15 protein-coding genes are annotated in these 20,174 nt (G+C 67.1%); 6 read left to right on the forward strand and 9 right to left on the reverse strand.

Annotated features, from left to right (window positions below; all coding sequences use genetic code 11):
• Positions 1 to 207: 207 nt before the first annotated feature.
• Positions 208 to 2,727, reverse strand: a complete 2,520-nt coding sequence (locus NGM07_RS16760; RefSeq protein WP_253513608.1) for a DNA topoisomerase I — start codon at positions 2,725 to 2,727, stop codon at positions 208 to 210.
• 217 nt (positions 2,728 to 2,944) lie between these two features.
• On the opposite strand from NGM07_RS16760, the gene NGM07_RS16765 reads away from it, so the two are divergent.
• On the forward strand, positions 2,945 to 3,526 hold the full coding sequence (locus NGM07_RS16765) for a hypothetical protein (protein ID WP_253513610.1): 582 nt from the start codon (positions 2,945 to 2,947) through the stop codon (positions 3,524 to 3,526).
• A gap of 98 nt (positions 3,527 to 3,624) precedes the next feature.
• The gene (locus NGM07_RS16770; RefSeq protein WP_368410314.1) at positions 3,625 to 5,019 is read left to right on the forward strand and encodes an MATE family efflux transporter; all 1,395 of its coding nucleotides are present in this window, start codon (positions 3,625 to 3,627) and stop codon (positions 5,017 to 5,019) included.
• Positions 5,020 to 5,465: 446 nt separating this feature from the next.
• On the opposite strand, the gene gatB is transcribed toward NGM07_RS16770, so the two are convergent.
• Complete coding sequence (gene gatB, locus NGM07_RS16775; RefSeq protein ID WP_253513614.1) at positions 5,466 to 6,962, reverse strand: Asp-tRNA(Asn)/Glu-tRNA(Gln) amidotransferase subunit GatB; 1,497 nt, start codon at positions 6,960 to 6,962, stop codon at positions 5,466 to 5,468.
• Positions 6,963 to 7,128: 166 nt separating this feature from the next.
• Between gatB and NGM07_RS16780 the strand changes: the two genes are divergently transcribed.
• The 3 genes from NGM07_RS16780 to NGM07_RS16790 are packed head-to-tail and all read left to right on the forward strand — an operon-like array spanning position 7,129 to position 12,319.
• Complete coding sequence (locus NGM07_RS16780) at positions 7,129 to 7,398, forward strand: DUF7518 family protein (protein ID WP_253513616.1); 270 nt, start codon at positions 7,129 to 7,131, stop codon at positions 7,396 to 7,398.
• 21 nt (positions 7,399 to 7,419) lie between these two features.
• Entirely contained in the window at positions 7,420 to 10,998 is a 3,579-nt protein-coding gene (gene smc / locus NGM07_RS16785) for a chromosome segregation protein SMC (protein WP_253513618.1), read from the forward strand.
• On the forward strand, positions 10,991 to 12,319 hold the full coding sequence (locus tag NGM07_RS16790) for a segregation/condensation protein A (RefSeq protein ID WP_368410217.1): 1,329 nt from the start codon (positions 10,991 to 10,993) through the stop codon (positions 12,317 to 12,319). Before smc ends, NGM07_RS16790 begins: the two co-directional genes overlap by 8 nt.
• 124 nt (positions 12,320 to 12,443) lie before the next feature.
• Here the strand turns inward: NGM07_RS16790 and NGM07_RS16795 are convergent, their stop codons facing one another.
• From NGM07_RS16795 to NGM07_RS16820, 6 genes are all read right to left on the reverse strand, one after another.
• Positions 12,444 to 13,205 (reverse strand): SDR family NAD(P)-dependent oxidoreductase, encoded by a 762-nt coding sequence (locus NGM07_RS16795; protein ID WP_253513619.1) that lies wholly within the window; start codon positions 13,203 to 13,205, stop codon positions 12,444 to 12,446.
• 117 nt (positions 13,206 to 13,322) lie between these two features.
• On the reverse strand, positions 13,323 to 14,177 hold the full coding sequence (gene mtnP / locus NGM07_RS16800; RefSeq protein WP_253513621.1) for an S-methyl-5'-thioadenosine phosphorylase: 855 nt from the start codon (positions 14,175 to 14,177) through the stop codon (positions 13,323 to 13,325).
• Between the two features lie 131 nt (positions 14,178 to 14,308).
• Positions 14,309 to 14,647, reverse strand: a complete 339-nt coding sequence (locus NGM07_RS16805; protein WP_253513623.1) for a DMT family transporter — start codon at positions 14,645 to 14,647, stop codon at positions 14,309 to 14,311.
• A gap of 124 nt (positions 14,648 to 14,771) precedes the next feature.
• A complete protein-coding gene (locus NGM07_RS16810) occupies positions 14,772 to 16,637 on the reverse strand; it encodes a PhoX family protein (RefSeq protein WP_253513624.1) in 1,866 nt (621 codons plus the stop codon).
• A 220-nt stretch (positions 16,638 to 16,857) separates the two neighbouring features.
• A complete protein-coding gene (locus tag NGM07_RS16815; RefSeq protein WP_253513626.1) occupies positions 16,858 to 17,115 on the reverse strand; it encodes a hypothetical protein in 258 nt (85 codons plus the stop codon).
• 140 nt (positions 17,116 to 17,255) lie between these two features.
• Positions 17,256 to 17,963: a phosphoribosyltransferase gene (locus tag NGM07_RS16820; protein ID WP_253513629.1), complete on the reverse strand. Its 708-nt coding sequence runs from the start codon at positions 17,961 to 17,963 to the stop codon at positions 17,256 to 17,258.
• A gap of 194 nt (positions 17,964 to 18,157) precedes the next feature.
• Here NGM07_RS16820 and NGM07_RS16825 point away from each other — a divergent pair, with 194 nt between their 5' ends.
• On the forward strand, positions 18,158 to 19,537 hold the full coding sequence (locus tag NGM07_RS16825; RefSeq protein ID WP_253513631.1) for a chymotrypsin family serine protease: 1,380 nt from the start codon (positions 18,158 to 18,160) through the stop codon (positions 19,535 to 19,537).
• A 94-nt stretch (positions 19,538 to 19,631) separates the two neighbouring features.
• On the opposite strand, the gene NGM07_RS16830 is transcribed toward NGM07_RS16825, so the two are convergent.
• Positions 19,632 to 20,165, reverse strand: coding sequence for a hypothetical protein (locus tag NGM07_RS16830; protein WP_253513633.1), 534 nt, complete (start codon positions 20,163 to 20,165; stop codon positions 19,632 to 19,634).
• Positions 20,166 to 20,174: the final 9 nt, after the last annotated feature.

The following is a 20,174-nucleotide window of genomic DNA, read 5'->3' on the forward strand; positions in this document are numbered from 1 at the left end:
GGCGGCACGGTTCACGCCGACGCTTCACGTCGGTTCAGTTCGTCCGCGGCGGAAATCGAGACGCGTTCGATACAAGCATCGGTTTCGAGAGGCGTCGGTCCGTCTGCCCGTGATTTCCGAAACCGTTCAGCGGCGGTTCGCGCGGTATTCGTCAGATAACGTCGCCAGAAGGTGCGTCTCCGTTCGGGAACGTCGTCCGGCCGAGGGTCAGTCGGCCTTCACCTGCCAGCCGCGGAGTCGGTCCTCGCTCACGCCCTGGACCTGCGAGGCGACCGTCTCGACTTCCGCGGACTTGAGGTCCTCGATGCTCTCGATGCCGGCCTCCGCGAGCTTCTCGGCGGTCTTCGCGCCGAGGCCGTCGAGGGTTTCGAGGTCGCTCCCCGAGTCGCTCTCGCGGGCCTTGAACTCCCGGTAGTTGCAGATGGGACAGCCAAGTTCCCACGGTTCGTCGCCGGAGTGGACGACCAGTTCGGGCAGGTCGTGTTCCTCGCAGCGCTCGTCGGTGACCTCGATGTCACCCCGGCGCGGGAGCGGCAGCGAGTAGTCGCAGTCCGGATACCGGGTACAGCCGACGAGCCGCGAGCCGTTCTGGAGGCGCTTGATGGCGAGTTCGCCGTCGTCGTGTTCCTCGCCGCACTCGGGGCACTCGCCGATGACCTCGTCTTCCTGCTCGTCGGCCTCCTCGGCCTTGCAGAGCGGGCAACCGTGGACGAACGTCTGGCGACCCGCGAGCATCTTGACGTGGTGGAGGCCGTGGTCCTCGCACTCCTCCTCGAGCAGGAGCGGCTTACCGGTGTTGGGCAGCGGCAGGGTGTAGGTGCAGTCGGGGTAGCCGTCGCAGCCCACGAAGTACGAGCCGTTTCGGCTCTGGCGGATGAGCAGGTCGTGGCCCGACTCCGGGCACGGGCCGAGCGTCTTGTCGGCCTTCATCGACTTCTGGAGCAGGTCGCCGACCTCCTCGCGGGACTCGTGGAGGCTGTCGAACACCTGCTGGAGGTACTCGCGGGACTCGTCGGCCACGTCCTCCAGGTCCTGTTCGCCCTCCGCGATGGCGGTCATGTCGCGTTCGAGTTCGCTGGTCATCTCCTCGCTGACGACGAGTTCCGCGAACTCCTCGGCGGCCTCGACGACCGCCTTCGCGAGCTGGGTCGGCCGGGGCGGGTCGCTCTCGACGTAGCCGCGGTCGTAGAGCTTCTGGATGGTTTCGTGGCGGGTCGCCTTCGTCCCGATTCCCATCTTCTCCATCGTCTCGATGAGCCGCGACTGGCCGTACCGGCGGGGCGGCTGGGTCTGCTTGTCCTCGATGCGGGCCTCGGTGACGCCGAGCGTCTCGCCCTCGGTCACGTCCGGCACGTAGTTCTCGGTGGTGTTGAAGTAGGGGTAGACTGCGTGGTAGCCCTCCTCGACCAGGCGCTTGCCGTTGGACTTGAGCCTGTGGTCGCCGATGGTCGCGACCACCTTGAGGTGCTCCCACTTCGCCGGGTCGGCCACCGTGGCGAAGAAGCGCCGGACGACCAGTTCGTAGACGTCCCACTCGGCGTCCGAGAGGTCGCTCTTGGTCGGGATGTCCTCGGTCGGGTGAATCGGCGGGTGGTCGGTGGTCTCCTCGTCGCCCTCCGTCGGGGTTATCTCGTCGGCCTCCAGCAGCGCCTCGGCGTCGTCCTTGAAGTGGTAGTTCGCCGAGAACGTGTCGAGCAGCTCCTCGGGGTCGAGGTCGTCGGGGTAGACCGTGTTGTCGGTCCGCGGGTAGGTCATGTAGCCCGCGGTGTAGAGATCCTCGGCGATGCTCATCGCGCGCTGGGCCGAGTAGCCGAGACTGCCGGCCGCCCGGATGAATTGCGTGGTGTTGAACGGCGCGGGCGGGTCGTCGGTGCGGGTCCGCCGGGAGACGCGGTCGACGGTCGCCTCGCTCGCGGTTTCCAGGTCGGCGAAGACCGCCTCGGCGGTTTCCTCGTCCCAGACGCGCTCGGCCTCGTTGTCGTCCTCGTCGAGGTAGAAGTACTGGGCCTCGAAGGGCAGTTCCTCCTCGTCGGTGTCGGCCTCCGCCGCGCGCTTCTGGAGGTCGGCGAACATCTCCCAGTAGTCTTCGGGTTCGAACGCCTCGATCTCGCGCTCGCGGTCGACGATGAGCTTCAGCGTCGGCGACTGGACCCGGCCGACCGAGATGAAGTCGTCGCCGAGTTGCCGCGCGGAGAGCGAGAGGAACCGGGTCAGCGCCGCGCCCCAGATGAGGTCGATCTCCTGGCGGGCCTCGCCCGCGGCCGCCAGGTCGAAGTCGAGGTCGTCGGGGTCGGCGAACGCGTCGGTGACCTCGTTCTTCGTGATGGAGGAGAAGCGCACCCGCTGGATGGGCACGTCCTCGTTGACCTCCCGGACCAGTTCCCAGGCCTCCTTGCCGATGAGTTCGCCCTCCCGGTCGTAGTCGGTCGCTATCGTCACCGTGTCGGCCTTCCGCGCGAGGATGCGCAGGGTGGCGACGATGTTCTCCTTCGTCGCCTTCTTCTCGATGGGCGCCTCGATGAGTTCGACCGGTTCGACGTCGCGCCAGTCGTTGTACTCGTCGGGGAAGTCGACGCCCACCACGTGGCCCGACAGTCCGATACAGCGCTTGCCGCCCCACTTGTAGACGTTGACGCCGTTCTTGCGCTCGGCCTCCGCCGACTCGCCGCTCAGGATGTCGGCGATGCGCCGGGCGGCGTTGTCTTTCTCCGTGATTATCAGCTCCATGTTCCACCTCCGGCTAACCGATGTCGTTCGTCAGTCATTGTATCTGGCTAAGCAAACTGAACTGGTAAAGGTTTCGCCGAGGAGAAATCGCAAGCGGGCGGCGGGACAAGGCGGGCGTGCGCGGGCGGATGCATACCCGTGTACGAGGGGACGTGCGAGGTTCGGGGACGAGCGTCGTGGGAGCCAGGTTTATGTAACAGAATTGAACACTTCGCGTATGGCCTTCCCGACCGGACTCGTCCCCATAACGGCGTTCGTACCGACCGTCGGCGTCGCGGTTCCGGTCACCATCGGCGCACAGCTGTCCTACCGCCGCGGAAGTTCGTTCGGCGGGGCGCTCCGCGCCGCGCTCGCGGAAGCCGGCCTACTCTACCTCGTCGGCGTCCTCGTCGTCTGGGCGATGGCGCGAGGACTCACTCTGGGGAAGGCCGCGGCGATACTCGTCACCGGCGGCATCGCCGCGTTCGTCTTCCTGACCGCCCTTCCGCTGTTCGTCGGGCGACTGTTCGTCGAGCGCGTCGGCGGCGTCGATTCCGAAACCGCGTTGCGGTACGCGACCTACGGCTGGCCGGTCGCAACGGTCGTCGCGTTCGGTATCTTCGTCGCTCCCGGCGGACTCGCCACGAACGCCTTCTTCGACCTCGGCGGCGAGCGAATCTGTCTCGGCGGTCACTGTGGTATCGACGCCCGGTTCGCCGGAGCGGTCGTCCTCGAACTGCTCGTCGTTCTCGGTCCCGGAGTCGTCGGGACGACGCTTTGCTCGTCGATTTCGGCGTCCGGTGGCCCGAGGCGACTGTAGCGGAATCCGGCAGAGCCAACGGGAACCCCCGCGCTTAAGAGCGGTTCGCACGACGTTCCGGCGAGAGCGTGACGAAGCGAACCGAGAGCCGCGTGGACATGACGACCGGCGCGGTAACGCCGAAACTCGCCAGCCTGGCGTGGCCGCTGGTCGCCGGCAATCTGCTCCAGACGGTCTACAACCTCGCGGACATGTTCTGGGTGGGTCGAGTCGGCGCGACGGCCGTCGCGGCCGTCTCGCTGATGTTCCCGACCGCGTGGCTGTTCGTCTCCATCGCGATGGGCCTGACCGCGGCGTCGGTCGCGCTCGTCTCCCAGCACGTCGGCGCGGGCGAGGACCGCGCCGCCGACAACGTGGTCGCCCAGACGACCCTCCTCACTGTCGTCGTGGCGCTCGCGCTGTCGGCGTTCGGCTACGCCTTCCGGCGACCACTCGTCTCGCTGGTCGGCGCGGAGGGGCAGGTGTACGCCTACGCGCTCCAGTACATCGAAGTGCTGTTCGTCTCGATTCCGTTCACGTTCCTCTTCTTCGTCTTCCGGGCGGTGTTGCGCGGCGCGGGCGACACGCGGACCGCGATGTGGCTGATGGTGTTCTCCGCGGGGATGAACGTCGTGCTCGACCCGCTGTTCATCCTCAGCTACGGGCCGTTCCCGGCCTGGGAGGTCCGGGGCGCCGCGGTGGCGACGCTCATCTCGCGGGTGTTCGCCGCCATCGTCGGCGTGTACATCCTCCTGCGGGGCGACTGGGGCGTGAAACTGTACGTCTCGGACCTGCGGCCCGACTGGCCGGTCTTGAAGAAACTCGTCGACGTGGGCTACCCCGCGACCATCGACGGTGCGGCCCGGAGCTTCGCGGCGGTCGCCATGGCGGCGCTGGTCGCGCGGTTCGGCCCGATTCCGACCGCGGCCTACGGCGTCGGCGTCAGGCTGATGTCCGTCTCCTGGACCGTCTCAGGCGCCGTCGGACAGGCGGCCGCTACGGGCGTCGGCCAGAACCTCGGCGCCGACACCCCCGACCGCGCCGCGGAGGTGACCTGGAAGGCCACCGCGGGGACGATGGTGGTCCTGTTCGGGGCGGGCGCGCTCATATTCGCGTTCCCCGACGAGGCGATTCGACTCTTCGTCGACGACCCCGACGTGGTCGCGGAGGGCGTCGACTTCCTCCAAGTCATCGCGCCGTTCCTTGCCTTCTTCGGCGGCCTGATGGTGATACAGGGCGGCTTCCGCGGGGCGGGCAACACCCGGGCGGCGATGGCCCTCTCCTTCCTCTCGCGCTGGCTGATGCGGATTCCGGCCGCGCTCCTGTTCGCCTACGGCTGGACGCTCCCCGTGGGGTCGGTCACCCTCGCCGGACTCGCGTGGGGCGTCGACGGCCTCTGGTGGGCCTGGTCGTTCTCCGCGTTCGGGTCGTTCCTGCTCGGCGTCGCGTGGTTCAGCCTCGGGCGCTGGCGGGAGGGCGTCGTGGAGAAACAGCGACCCGCGCCTGGCGACTGAGGCACGAATTCCCGAAGTTCGAACGCGAGACGGCGGGCCGGTCGTCGGCGACGCTCGGTGATTCGGGCCACGGGACGCGCTCGGCGAATCAACCGGCGGGTAGGACTGAAAGGGGCCGCCCGCTCGCGTTCACGTGGTCGTCTCAGCAACCCCTATTCGGTGAGCGCCGGCAGGCGCGAACCGGATATGTTGCTGAGCGACCGCGAGCGGGCGGGGGCTTTCGAGGCAGTCAGGGTTGCTATTGTTGCCGCAGTCACGCCGTACTGATTCTTAGCAGTCATACTTCCTGTCGCACGAACGCTTAAATCGGAAACCGCGACCAAAACTCGACGTGACCTGAGAACGGCCGCGAGGGAGCCTCGGCGGGAGCGCGGCGCACCCCTCGCGAGTCGGACGCCTACAATTCGGAAAAGCGCCGCCTGTTCGCAACGAACGACGAGAGTCGCTCAGTCGTCGGCTTCGTCCAGTCGCTCGCGGAGCAACTGGTTCACCGACCCGGGGTCGGCGCTTCCGCCGGTCTTCTGCATGACCTGCCCGACGAGGAAGTTGAGCGCGCCGCCCTCGCCGTCGTAGTAGTCCTCGACGGCGTCGGGGTTCTCCTCGATGGCCTCGGTGACCGCGCCTTCGACCTGGCCCTCGTCGGCCTTGCCGAGTCCCTCGCGGTCGATGATGGTTTCGGGGTCATCGCCCCCGTCGAGCATCTCGCGGAGCACGACCTCCTCGGCGTTCTTGGTGGTAATCTCGTCCTCGGCGACCAGTTCCACGAGGTGCGTGAACTCGTCGAGTCGGTCGTCGACGTCGGTGATCTCCATGTCGCGGTAGTTGAGTTCGCCCAGCAGGTTGTCGGCGACCCAGGTCGCCGCGAGGTCCGGGTCGTACTCGCTGGCGACGTCCTCGTAGAAGTCGGCGACCTGTTTGGTGGAGGTGAGCTTGCTCGCGGCCTCCCGGCTCAGGCCGTACTCCTCGCGGAATCGCTCGCGGCGGGCGTCGGGGAGTTCTGGAATTTCGAGCTTCTGCTTCCAGTCGCTGACTTGCAACGGCGGCAGGTCGGCCTCCCGGAAGTAGCGGTAGTCCTTCTCCTCCTCCTTCGAGCGCATCGAGACGGTGATGCCTCGGGACTCGTCCCAGTGGCGCGTCTCCTGTTCGACCTCGCGGCCCCGCTGGACCGCGTTCTTCTGGCGAGTCGCCTCGTAGGCCAGCGCCTTCTCGGCGCCCTTGTGGCTGGAGATGTTCTTGACCTCGGTTCGGTTGGCCGACGCGAGCGTCTCCTCGCCGATGGCGCCGTCCTCGCCGACCTCGTCGCCGGGCACGACGCTGAGGTTGGCGTCGATGCGGAGCGAGCCGTCGCGCTGGCTGTCGAAGACGCCGAGATACTCGAGCACCTCCTCCAACTTCGCGAGGAACGCCCGGACCTCGCTCGCGCCGCGGAAGTCGGGTTCGGTGACGATCTCCATCAGCGGGACGCCGGCGCGGTTGTAGTCGACCAGCGTGTAGTCGGCGGTGTCGATGTTGCCGCCCTGGTGCTGCAGGCTGCCGGGGTCCTCTTCGAGGTGCGCGCGCTCGATGCCGACGGTGCGGCGCTCGCCCTCGACTTCGATCTCGAGTTCGCCGTCCTGGCAGACCGGCGCGTCGTACTGGGTGATCTGGAAACCCTTCGGGAGGTCGGGGTAGAAGTAGTTCTTCCGGTGGAAGGTCGTCTCCTCGGGGATGTCGGCGTCGATGGCCTTGCCGACCTTGACGGCCGACTCGACGGCGGCCTCGTTGAGCACCGGGAGCGCGCCCGGCAGGCCGAGACACACCGGACAGGTGTGGGTGTTCGGCTCGTCGTCGGCCACGTCGGTCGAACACCCGCAGAAGATCTTCGTGTCCGTCTCCAGCTGGACGTGGACCTCGAGTCCGATGACGACCGCGAGGTCCGATTGCTGGACAGCCTGAGCAGTCATTGCAGGTCGGTTCGGGGCGTGAGCGTTAAAAGGCTGCGGGACGCCGCGACGGCCGGAGTCGGTTTCCGACCGCCACCGCTCGCGGTTTCCCCGCCCGGCGTAATGGCCAACATTCTGATATTCGTCTGACGTACGTTTATGTATCTACCGTCGGGGTACACAGGTAATGAGCGACGCCGAGGAGCGAGTCGACGAACTCGAAACGAAGGTCGGACGACTCGAGGCGACGGTGCAGGGGTTGACCGAGGAACTCGTGGAGGTCCACGACCGACTCGAAACGCTGGAATCGGAGCGGAGCGAGTCGACCGAGACGACGAACGCCGGCCGCACGCGCACACGAAACGATAAAAGCGACGAATCTAAAAGCACAGAGTCCCAGGAAGAAGACGAGACGGGGGGAGATTCGGAGTTAGGCGACGACATCATCGTCGCGTAGCGGCCCCCGCTACGAGCAACCATGCACATCAAAAAGCTCGTCTTGGACAACTTCAAGAGCTTCGGACGTACCACCGAAATCCCGTTCTACGAGGATTTTACCACGGTCAGCGGTCCGAACGGTTCAGGCAAGAGCAACATCATCGACAGCGTCCTGTTCGCGCTCGGACTCGCCCGTACCCGCGGTATCCGTGCGGAGAAACTGACCGACCTCATCTACAACCCCGGTCACGCCGACGACGGCGGGGCCGATCACGGGACCCGTGAGGCAAGCGTCGAAGTGGTCCTGGACAACAGCGACGGGAAGGTCGACCGGGCGCAGGTCGTCAACGCCGCCGGTTCGGACAACGTCGGTGACGTCGAGGAGATCACCATCAAACGCCGGGTCAAACAGACCGACGACAACTACTACTCCTACTACTACCTCAACGGTCGGTCGGTGAACCTCTCGGACATCCAGGACCTGCTGGCGCAGGCCGGGGTGACCCCCGAAGGGTACAACGTCGTCATGCAGGGCGACGTGACCGAGATCATCAACATGACGCCGTACGAGCGGCGCCAAATCATCGACGAGATCGCGGGCGTCGCCGAGTTCGATGCGAAGAAGGAGGACGCCTTCGAGGAACTCGAAGTCGTCAAAGAGCGGGTGAGCGAGGCCGAACTCCGCATCGGGGAGAAACAGGAGCGCCTCGAGCAGCTCTCCGACGAGCGCGAAACCGCCCTCGAATACAGGGGCCTCCGCGAGGAGAAGGAGGAGTACGAGGGCTACGTCAAAGCCGCGGAACTCGAAGAGAAGCGGACCGACCTCCGCCACACGCGCGAGGACATCGAAGAGCGCGAGGAGGAACTCGCCGAGTTACAGGCCGAGTTGGACGAGCGGCAGGGGAAGGTCATCCGCCTCGAAGACGAACTCGAGGAACTCAACGCCGAGATCGAGCGGAAGGGCGAAGACGAACAGCTCGAGATCAAGAGCGAGATAGAGGCCGTCAAGGGCGAGATCGGCCGACTCGAAGACCAGATCGAGTCGGCCGAGGAGAAGATCCAGGACGCGGAGAACACCCGCCGACAGGCGTTCGTCGAGATCGACCGCAAGCAGGAAACCGTCGACGAACTCGCCGACGACGTCCGGAGCGTCAAGATCGAGAAGTCCTCGCTGAAGGCCGACGTCCAGCAGAAGGAGGCCGACCTCGCGGAGGTCGAGAAGCAGATCGAGGAGGTCGACACCGAGTACGACGAGGTGAAGGCCGACCTCGCCGAGAAGAAGTCGACGCTCGAGGAGTACAAGAGCGAGAAGAACGACCTCCAGCGCGAGAAGGATCGCCTGCTCGACGAGGCCCGGCGGCGGTCGAACGAAGAGAGCGAGAAGGAAGCCGAGTTGGAGCAGGCCCGCGAGTCGATTCCCGAACTCGAATCGAAACTGGACGACCTCTCGGCCGAACTCTCGAAGGCCGAGAAGAACCGCGCCCAGATAGACGAGGTGGTCGGCGACCTCAAACAGCAGAAGCGGGAACTCCAGGGCGACCTGGACGACGTGGAGGACAGCCTCCAGGCCAAACAGCAGGAGTACGCCCAACTCGAAGCCAACGCGAGCGAGAGCGGCGACTCGTCGTTCGGCCGGGCGGTTTCGACCGTGCTGAACGCCGGTCTACAGGGCGTCCACGGCGCGGTGGCCCAACTCGGTAGCGTCGCCGAGAAGTACGCCACGGCCTGCGAGACGGCCGCGGGCGGCCGTCTCGCGAACGTCGTGGTCGACGACGACGGCGTCGGCCAGCGGTGCATCGAGCACCTGAAGTCGCGGAACGCCGGGCGGGCGACGTTCCTGCCGATGACGGAGATGCACCGGCGCAACCTCCCGTCGGCCCCGAACGCGCCCGGCGTGGTCGACTTCGCGTACAACCTCGTCGACTTCGACTCCCAGTACGCGGGCGTGTTCGCCTACGTGCTCGGCGACACGCTGGTGGTCGACGATCTCGACACCGCTCGCGACCTGATGGGCGACTACCGCCTCGTGACGCTATCGGGCGAACTGGTCGAGAAGAGCGGCGCGATGACCGGCGGTTCGAAGGGCGGGTCCCGCTACTCGTTCTCGAAGTCCGGCAAGGGCCAACTCGAACGGGTCGCCAAGCAGATCAACGACCTCGAAGACGAGCGGCGGTCCATCCGCGAGGACATCCGGAGCGTCGAGGACCGACTCGACGACGCCCGGGACCGCAAGACCGACGCCGGAGATCAGGTGCGCTCCATCGAGTCGAACGTCGAGCGCACCGAGGAGAAGCTCGGTTCGGCGAAGTCGCGCATCGACGCCATCGAGGCGGAACTCGAGGAGATGGCCGAAGAGCGCGAGGCGGTCAACGAGCAGATGGCCGACATCGAGTCGGAAATCGAGGCCCGGAACGCCGACATCGAGGAGGTCGAGGAGGCCATCGCCGAACTCGAAGCGGAACTCGCCGACTCCCAGATTCCGGAACTCACGGCCGAGGCCGACGAGATCGAGGCCGACATCGACGACCTCGAAGACCGGATGGACGACCTCGACGGCCGGCTCAACGAACTCCAACTCGAGAAGCAGTACGCCGAGGACGCCATCGAGGACCTCCACGACGACATCGAGACGGCTCAGAACCGCAAGGCCGAACAGGAGGAGAAGATCGCGGAACTCGAAGACGAGATCGAGGACCGCGAGGAGGTCTTGGAGGAGAAGCGCGAGGCGGTCGCCGACCTCGAAGACGAACTCGCGGAACTCAAAGACGAGCGCAAGGACCTCAAGGAGGACCTCCGTGCCGCCGAGAAGGAGCGCGACGGAAAGCAGTCGGAGGTCGAGTCGGTCCAGAACCGCCTCGACAGCCTGCGCCGGAGCGCCGAGCGCCTCCAGGAGGAGGTTTCGGAACTCGAAGGCACCGTCGAGGAGTACGACGCCGACGAGATTCCCGACCTGAACGAGGTCAAACGGAACATCTCGCGGCTCGAACGCGAGATGGAGGCCTTAGAGCCGGTGAACATGCTGGCCATCGACGAGTACGACGACGTCAAATCCGACCTGGAGGACCTCGAAGAGCGCAAGTCCATCCTGGTCGAGGAGCGCGAGGGCATCCGCGAGCGCATCGACTCCTACGAGGCCCAGAAGAAGGAGACGTTCATGGAGGCCTACGAGGCCATCGCCGAGCAGTTCACCGACATCTTCGAGCGACTGTCGGCCGGGACGGGCGAACTCCACCTCGAGAACCCCGAGGACCCCTTCGAGGACGGCCTGACGATGAAGGCTCAGCCGGGCGACAAGCCCATCCAGCGGCTCAACGCGATGTCGGGCGGCGAGAAGAGCCTGACCGCGCTCGCGTTCATCTTCGCCATCCAGCGATTCAACCCCGCGCCGTTCTACGCGCTCGACGAGGTCGACGCCTTCCTCGACGCCGCGAACGCCGAGCGGGTCGGCGAGATGGTCGACGAACTCGCGGGCGACGCCCAGTTCATCGTCGTGAGCCACCGGTCGGCGATGATGGAGCGCTCCGAGCGCGCCATCGGCGTCACGATGCAGGGCGACAACGTCAGCACCGTCACCGGTATCCAACTCGGCGATAGCGGGGAGGTGCCGGCCGATGACTAGGGAGACTCCGGAGGAGTCTCCGAAAGGCGAGCGGGGAGGAGCGGAGCGACGACCCGCGAGTAGCGAGACGCGCGAGTCGAGCGAGACTCCGAAGGAGTCTCGGAAGAACGGCGAAGCCGTGAGCAAGGAATCGCCGGACGCCTCCCGGGACCCCGATGCCGAACCGCGAGCCGACGGCGTCTCGACGAGCGAAGCGAGTCGAGGCTCGTCAGAGCTGCGCTCTGACGGCGGCGAGCGCGAGCGAAGCGAGCGCGAGGCTCGTCGGGGAGCGAAGCGGACCGACGGCGGCATCCCGCTCAACATCGCGGGCCACGAGGAGGAGAAGCGAAAGCGCGAGCGGGAGGGCGAGGAATCGGACCTCCCCGGCGGGAACGCGCCTGAGTCGCCGGCGGTCGGCGGCGACTCGGGTGCGGACGGGTCGGACGACGGCGGTTCCACCTCCGAGGACGGCGACGCCATCCTCGACGAGGTGGCCGCCGACGTGCCCGATTCGGACGACGACGAGGGCGAACCGGTCGAACTGCTGGTCCAGTTGGCCGAGGAGGGCGAAATCGAGCCGTGGGACATCGACATCGTGACGGTCACCGACAAGTTCCTCGACCGCCTCGACGGCTCGGACCTCCGGACCTCGGGCCGGGCGCTGTTCTACGCCAGCGTCCTCCTGCGGATGAAGAGCGACGCCCTGCTGGCCGACGACGAGGAAGAGGAGGAACCCGAGGACCCGTGGGCGGAGTGGGGGCCGGACGCCGAGATGCCGATGGAGGGCGAGGACGGCGACTTCCCCGCCTACGACCCCGTCAACCAGCTCGAAGCCGAGATGGAACGCCGCCTCGACCGCAAGAGCGCCCGCGGGTCGCCCGAGACGCTCGACGAACTCGTCCGGGAACTCCGCGAGCGCGAGCGCGGGTCGTGGTGGAAGGAGTCCCGGAGCTACGACACCTCGAAGTCGCCCCACGGGTTCAGCCGCGGGACCCAGACCCTCGACTACCACACGGGCGACGACATGCGGATGGACGACGAGCCCTCGGAGGACGAGGCGCTCGGGACCGCCCACGACGAGCACATCGAGGTGGTCATCGACGACGTGCAGGTCGAACTGGAGCGCCAGTACGACGCGGGCCGCGAGGAGGTGCTGTACGCCGAGATCGACACCGTCGGCGGCACGCGCATCGAGACGTTCCTCGCGCTGCTCTTTCTCTCCCACCGCGGCGTCGTGACGCTGGAGCAGGACGACCTGTTCGGCGACCTCTGGGTCATCGACGCCGCGACCGCCGACGCAGAAACCGACGACTCCGACGAGGCGGAAGCGATAGCCGACTAGCTCGGTGCCGACTCGTTCGAAACCCTTTCTCCGGCGTGTCAGTACTTGCGAGGAGCGGTGCGCGACGCGCGGCGCGAATCGACAGCGAAACCGCTCGCCGGAGACGGTCGGTATCGTCGGGAGGCTATTCGGCGGGAGAAACGAACCGCTCGGTGCCCTTCTCGACCAGGGAGGGCAAGCGCCGGGAGAGGTACAGTCCGAGCTTTGTCTGCCAGTCGGCGGCAATCACCCGGTCGGTCGACTCTATCTTCCCCGCCAGTTTCCGGCCGACGTCGGCGGGGTCGCGCAGGAGCGACGCCGGATAGCCGAGTTGACTCGCCGAACGGGTGTTCGTCAGCGGCGGATGCATCAGCGTGCACGCCACGTTCTCGTGTCGCAGTTCCAATCGCAGCGAGCGGACGAGCGCCTCGATAGCTCCCTTGGTCGAAGCGTATCCGGAGAGTCCGGGATGGCCGACCAGTCCGGCCCCGGAACTCACGTTGTGGATGATACCCTCGTTCCGTTCTCGCATGGAGGGTAAGACGGCGCGAATCGCCCGGACGTACCCGAAGTAGTTCACCTCGAACTCGCGTTTCGTGTCGGCGAGCGTCTGGTCCTCGAAGGAGGCGAAGTTGAATATCGAGGCGTTGTTGACGAGGATGTCGATTTCGCCCCACCGGTTTCTCACCTCCGCGACGGCCGCCTCGACGTCGTCGTCCACCGTGACGTCACACTCCAAGAAGCGGACCCGCTCCGGGTACGATTCCTGTAGGGGTTGGACGCGTCCGCCGTCGATATCGAGTCCGGCGACCTGGTAGCCGTCTTCGACCAAGGAGGTGAGCAGGTGATAGCCGATTCCCTCGTTCGCGCCCGTGACGACGACTCGTCTCCCCTCGGTCGGGTGCATTACCTACCTGTTACGTCAGAGATAGCTATCAGCGTGGCGGTGAACCGCCCCGAAATCGCTCCCGATGTGTCTCTCGGCGCGACTCTCAACTCGGAGAAGCCCCCACTCTGCGGTCGTCTACTCCAGGTACTCGCCGACGAACGCGTCGACGCGCTCGCGGGTTTCGTCGGGAATCGCCTCGGTGGGCGTGTTGATGGTCCCCTCCAGCGCCGACCCGCAGTCGCAGTCGCGCTCGTCGGGCAGCTGGCGGATGGCGCGCTCGACGACCTCCTTGATGGCGTCTTCGTTCTCGGCGGCGTTCTCGAGCACCTCCTGGAGGGTCACCTCGCTGTCCTCCTTCCAGACGTCGTAGTCGGTGACGCCCGCCACCGTCGCGTAGCACATCTCGGCCTCGCGGGCCAACTTGGCCTCCGGGATGGTCGTCATGCCGATGACGTCCCAGCCCTGCGCCCGGTAGAACTCGCTCTCGGCGCGGGTCGAGTACTGCGGCCCCTCGATGCAGACGTAGGTGCCGCCCTTCTGGTAGTCGGCGTCGGTCGCGGCGTCGCAGGAGTCGGCGAGGTGGTCGACCATGTGGGGGCAGTACGGCTCCGCGAAGGGCATGTGGACGACGATGCCGTCGCCGAAGAACGTCGAGTCGCGGTGCTTCGTCCGGTCGAACGTCTGGTCGGGAACCACGAGCGTCTGGGGCGCCAGTTCCTCGCGGAGGCTCCCGACCGCGTTGCTCGACAGCACGCGCTCGACGCCCATCTGCTTCAGGGCGTAGATGTTCGCCTTGTACGGCGCGTTCGTCGGCGTGTGCTGGTGGTCCGGGCCGTGGCGGGGCAGGAACGCGACCTCTTCGCCGGCCATCTCGCCGACCGTGACGGGCGAACTCGGCTCGCCGAACGGCGTCGTCAGTTCGACCTCGCGGGTGTTCTCCAGAGGCAGGGCGTCGTAGATGCCGCTGCCGCCGATGAAACCGATGGTCATGAACTACAGTCGGGCGGGCGACCACTAAATGGCTACTCATTGGGTCGCGGTCTGCGTGCGAGCGGTCGACGGTCGGTGGGCGGGCGCGTAGGCGTCCGACAGTCAATGGGCGGGCGTGCGAGCGGTCGACGTCAATGGGCGGGCGCGTAAGCGTCCGAGAGGACGTTGAGGACGACGACGCCGGCGACGATGAGCGCCATCCCGACGAGGCCCGCGACGTCCACGGTCTCGTCGAACAGGAGGACGCCGATCAGCGCCGCGGCCACGATGCCGACCGCCGACCACGTCGCGTACACCAGCCCTATCGGCAACTCCTGGAGGGTGAGGCTGAGGAGGTAGAACGAACCGACGTACCCGACCACGACGACGAGCGACGGGACGACGTTCGTGAACCCGTCCGAGAACTTCAGCGCCGCGGTGCCGCTCACCTCGGCGGCGATGGCGCCTGCCAGGTAGAGGTACTCGCGCATGCGTTCGGCTCTGCGCCCACTCACCTTAAAATTTCGAGATGTTGCCGCTCGCGAACGAGGTCGCGCCCGGCGCGACCTCGTTCGCCGACCGCACGTCCGGCGTCGTCGCCGGGAGAACCCGCGGTCAGTTCCCGCGACCGGGGTCGTACACCCAGAGCATGTTCGGGCGGTGGAGGTCGCTGTCCTCGCCGATTATCACCCGACCGTCGGGCATCACGACGAGGTTGTCGGGGTTGGCTACGGCGTTCTCCGGGTCCACGGTCGAGGAGGCGTCGGTGAGTTTCGCCATCCCCTCGCCGGCGAGGCTCGTCGCCGCTTTCGCGGCCTTCTGGACGCCCTTGGCGTTCGAGTCTCCGCCCGAGTCACCCGGCGCGTCGCCGTGGTCGTGACCGCGGCCGCGCTCCTCGGCCGGGTTGAACGCGCAGTCCCGACAGACGTTCTCCTTCGAGTTCGGGTGGGCGTCGTAGGGGCACCCGCCGCAGACGTTGGCGTTCGGCCCGCCGACCACGACCGGTTCCATCCGGTGGACGTCGTAGTTTCCGTCGAGGCGCATCCGGTAGACCGCGCCGTAGTCGTTGCCTTCGAGTCGAATCCGGTCCTGGGAGTCGTCGCCCTCGCCCGTGGCCTCGTTCGGGCGCATCGTCTCGTTGACCTCGGACATCGCCATGTAGAGGAAGTCGCCCGGCTTGGCGCCCGGTCGGACGTTGACGCCCTCCATCTTGCGGAACTCGTCGGTCGCGCCGACCGCCGCCGCGGCCTTCCGCGATTCGAGGAACGCCGCCCGGTCGTCGTCGGCCTCGCCCCTCGCCCACGCCTCGATTTCGGCGTCGGTGACGTAGTCCGGGTCGGTCGAGGGCTTCTGGTCGTACTCGGCGATCCACGACTCGACCTGGTCGTCGGTCGCGTGGCCGAGTTCCACCCACCGGAGGCCGAAGCTCACGTCGGCGGGGTCGTCGACGCCGCCCTGCTGGCGGGCCCGCGCGGCGTAGAGGGTGCCCGACGAGAGGTCGCCCGCCTCGTCGGCGACGAACTTGAAGAAGACCGTTCCGGTGCCGTCGTCGCTCATGTAGACCGTCTTCCGGTCGGGCATCACGACCGCGTTCTCGTGGGAGAACCGCCCCATCGCGTAGTGCTTGGTCGGCGTCGGGTCGTCACCGGTCGGGTCGGCTATCTCGACGATGTAGCCGTACCGGTAGGCGTTTCCGAACTCGCCGAGGTACTCCTCGACGGCCGCCTCGCCATTGCCGTAGGTCTGCTCCTCGGAACTGAACCACGCCGCGGCGTCGGGTTCGTACTCCTCGGAAGTCAGCGGCGTCCCCCACGGCGAGACGGTGCCGAAGCAGTTGTTCCAGGTGCCCTCGACCGGTCGGAAGTCGAGGTTGCGCTTCTCCTCGACGGTCCAGGCGCCGGTGTCGCCCTTCTGGGAGAGCGTCATTCGGCTGACCATCCCGGGCTGTGTCTCCCAGTTGGTGAAGAGGTAGCCGGCGTCGCTACCGTCGTCGGCGGGCACGAACCCGTTGAAGTCGGGGCTCGCGCCGTCGGTCATCGGTTCGCCGTCGGCGGAGTACGGAATCCCGAGTTTCCGGCCGTCGACGGTCTCGTCGCCGCCCTCGGCGAGCACCTGGTACTCGCCTTCCGCAGTCTTGACCCGCGTCGCGGTCGACTTCGGGGGCTGGACGCTCTCGAAGTCGCTCGGCAGTCGGGTCACGTCGACGCCCGCGACCGCGCCGACCGCGCCCGGCCGGTACTCCTCCTCGGCCGCCTTCGCGGGGTGCTGGACGTTGAAGAACAACTGGCCGTCGTCGGTGAGGAAGATGCCGGTGAACTCCGCGCCGGCGACGGTGGTCGCGAACCGGTTCAGCGTCGGCTCGTTCGGTCCGTGACCGCCGCGTCCGGACCGCGCGCCCACGATGCCCGACCCCGCGTTCAGTCCGACCGACAGCGCGATGAGCGATTCGAGCGTCTCCCGTCGCGTTATATGTTCCCGCATGGACGGATAGAGGAACGCATTCGCCCACCTTCATTCTTCTGTAAGATTAATAAATTAATCTACCGTACTCTCTGTTCGCTCCGTACCGCTACCTATCCGTTTCGTTTACCAATCCGATTTACGACATCTCCGACTCGGCGGTCGAATCGCAGGTCGGTTCGCGAACGTGCGCGCCTCGAAGTGGCGACCCAAATCGGCGTGTTCGCCGGTACGTTCGAGGTCACGCCGCGCGACGTCGACCGCGAAGCCGCGTGTAGGCGACGGTGGAAAACGCCCCGAGACAGACGACCAGTCCCGCGACGCTGACGCCGAGAACGAGCAGGTGCGGAACCGACGGGAGGTTCGTCACGACGAACGCGGCGGCGAGGCCGACGATACCGGCGGTGAGCGCAAGTCGGTCGGACCGCGTCCGTGACCTCGGAACGAGCGTTCCCAGTACTGCTATCGAGACGAGCAAGTGGAGGTTGTCGATGGGCATCGTCGAGGGGCGTCCCTGGCCCTCGCTTTGCGGCGTATCGTCATCAATCTGGGGTTTCGTCTCCGATGCGAGGGCCGGTCGCGCGGTGCCCGGCGAAACTCGCCGGGGCGCTCCGGCAGGGAGTCGCCACAGCGTAACTCCTACACGCCGCCCACGTTCTCGATCAATCGCCACTCCTCGCCGTCGGATTCGATCGCGTCGCGGCGCTCCATCTCCGAGAGCACCTCGTCCATCCGGTCGGGTTGGGCGATCTCCATCTCGATGCGCTCGACGTCGTGGAACTCGCTCAGCAGGCGGCGGAGTTCCTCGGTCGTGAACGTCTCACCGTCGGCCTTGTCCATCACGCCCGCGGTGATGTCTATCATGTCCTCAATGAAGTTCCACGGGTAGACGATCCAGGCCCACTCCTCGAGTTGCTCGCCGACGTAGTCGGGGTCGAACTCGCTGGTCTGGAGCAACTGGAGCGTGGCGGTCCGGACCTCGCCGGCGTCGCGGTCGGTGACGTACTCGTAGGCGCGCTCGATGGACCCGCCGGTGTCGGCGATGTCGTCGATGATGAGTACGTCCTTGCCCTCGACGCTCCCCTCCGGCATCGGGTAGCGGACCTCCGGGTCGCCGGACTTCTGGGCGGTGCCGACGTAGTGTTCCATCTTCAGACTGGTCAGGTCGTCGAGGCCGAGGAAGTCACAGATACAGCGTCCCGCGAACCACCCGCCGCGGGCCAGCGCGACCACCACGTCCGGTTCGAAGGAGTCCCGCTTGACCTGGTCGCTCACGTCGCGGCAGAGACCGTAGATGTACTCCCAATTTGTAATCGTACACTTGAACTCGTCCGGGAGATCGCTCATACCACCTTGCGGGTCGCACCGCGGCACACTTAACGGTTTACAGGCGGCGCTCGCGGGCGCTGTCCCGGCGTTCGCGGCTCCGCCGCGGTACTTTTCGACCGCCGAGGAGATACGACCACCGAATCGGGCCGGTACTACTATTGTCGGCGGCGACCTAAAATTACTCTCTCGGGGTCGAAACCCCGTGGTGTGCCATGCCCAGTTCCGAGGACTTCGAACACTTGCTCGACTGTCGAAACGTACTGGCCGTCGATTACGACGAGGAGACCGACACCGTCACGGTGTTCGTCTCGCAGAAACTCGACCCGGACGACTTAGACGAGGCCGACGACGTGACCAAGCAGGTCCCCGACCGGAACGTCGAGGTCGTCGACGCGGGCTACGGCGAGGAGCGCGACGGCTTCGACGCCCTGGGGGTCGTCGAGATTCCGGACGCCCAGCACGACCGCAAGGACCGCCATCGGCCGGTGGTCGCGGGCGTCAGTGAGATCAACGCCGACTCGACCGCCGCGACCGCCGGGCCGTATCCCGCGCGCGTCACCGACCCCGACGCCCCGAGCGCGACGTGGGCTGAGGGTGTCGCCGCGGACGAGACGGTCCGGCTGTCGAACAACCACGTCTACGCCCGGGTCAACGCCGCGGAGTTCGGCGACGCCATCGTCCAACCGTCGCCCCGCGACGGCGGGAGCCTGCCCGACGATAAGGTGGGCGAACTCCGCGGCTACGTCCCCATCGAGGAGGGCGCGGTCGTCGACGTGGCCGCACGGTCGGCCGACCCCGAACGCGAGTCGCCGGAATACCACGAACTGCCCGTCGAGTGGCCGACCGCGATTCGCCGCGAGGGCTACCGCGAACTGCGGGGCGAGACGGTGACCAAAACCGGCCGAACCACCGGCGTCTCCTCGGCCTCGGTCCAGGCGGTCGGCGCGAGCGTCCGGGTGAACTTCGGGCCGGAACACGGCACACTGACCGTGCGCGACCAGCTCATCGCCGGCCCGATGTCGAAGGGCGGCGACAGCGGTTCGCCGGTCTTCCGGGACGAGAACGGCGAACTCGTCGGCCTGCTGTTTGCGGGCTCGGCCAACCAGACCATCTTCAACAAGGTCGCGAACGTCGAACGCGAGTTGGGCGTCGAACTGCTGACGAGCGAGGAGGGCGGCGGTGGTGGAACCGGCGGTGGCGACGGTGAGGGCGGTTCGGGAGGCGGAGACGGGACAGGTGGAAACGGCGGTTCCGCTCCCGGAGAGGGTGACGGTGCGGACCCGCCGACCTACCGCCGGACGTTCGAGGAGACGGTGACCCTCTCGATGTCGGTGCCCGAACTCGTCCTCGAATCGTTGACGGTCACCGCGCCGCCCCGGCCCGGCGGGACGGTCGAGGCGACGGCGACGGTGGCCGGCACCGCGCCCGGAACCTGCTGGCTCGAAGTCGAAGGGACTCGACTGGAGTTCGACCTGACCGCCGACGACGAGCGCGACGGCCGGTACGTCCGGCAGGTGTCGGTCGGGGTCGAAGCGCCCGACTCGGCGGGCGAGACGTTCGACGTGAGCGTCACCGGCGGCTACGTCGTCTGAGCGCGACCCCGGGTGACGATGTTCGCCGGGCTCTCCCGCGTTCTCCCTCGACCCGGCCCCGGCCGCGCTGCGGCCGGGGTCGGGTCGCGGACGTTCACCGAACGCTCGGGTAGCGCCGCACGCCCAGGTACGCCTCCTGGGGGACGTACTCGCCGTCGCGCAGCAGCCGAACCGCCCGGGCGGTGGTGTAGTGGTTGCCGTCGGCGACGTACGGCGTCGCCGACCCGCGGCGGAAGAGGACGGGTCGCTCGGTCGGCGGGTCGCCCGACGCCAGCCGGCGCACGTGGTCGACGTCGATGTCCTCGAAGGTGCCCCGGAGGTCCGAGTCGAGGATTCGCCGGGCCGCCCCGAGGATGGTGCCGTCGGGCGAGAGTTCTCGCCAGGACTCGTGGGGCGGCCCTTCGATGACCCGGAGTCGGCGGAACGCCGACTCCGAGAGGGTCGTCCGGTACCACGCCACCGGCGAGCGCCAGACGAACGCCGCCTGGAACGGCTGGAGCGCGAACAACTTCCCCATCAGTTCCCAGTCGGACTCCCGGCCGGTGAGTCGGTGTTCGGCCTCCTGCTTGCGTAGTTCGCGGGCGAGCCAGTTTCGGACGACTTCGTTCTGCGAGACGCGCTCTCTCACTGGGCGACC

The sequence above is a fragment of the Halorussus vallis genome (assembly GCF_024138165.1).
GTDB lineage: Archaea > Halobacteriota > Halobacteria > Halobacteriales > Haladaptataceae > Halorussus > Halorussus vallis.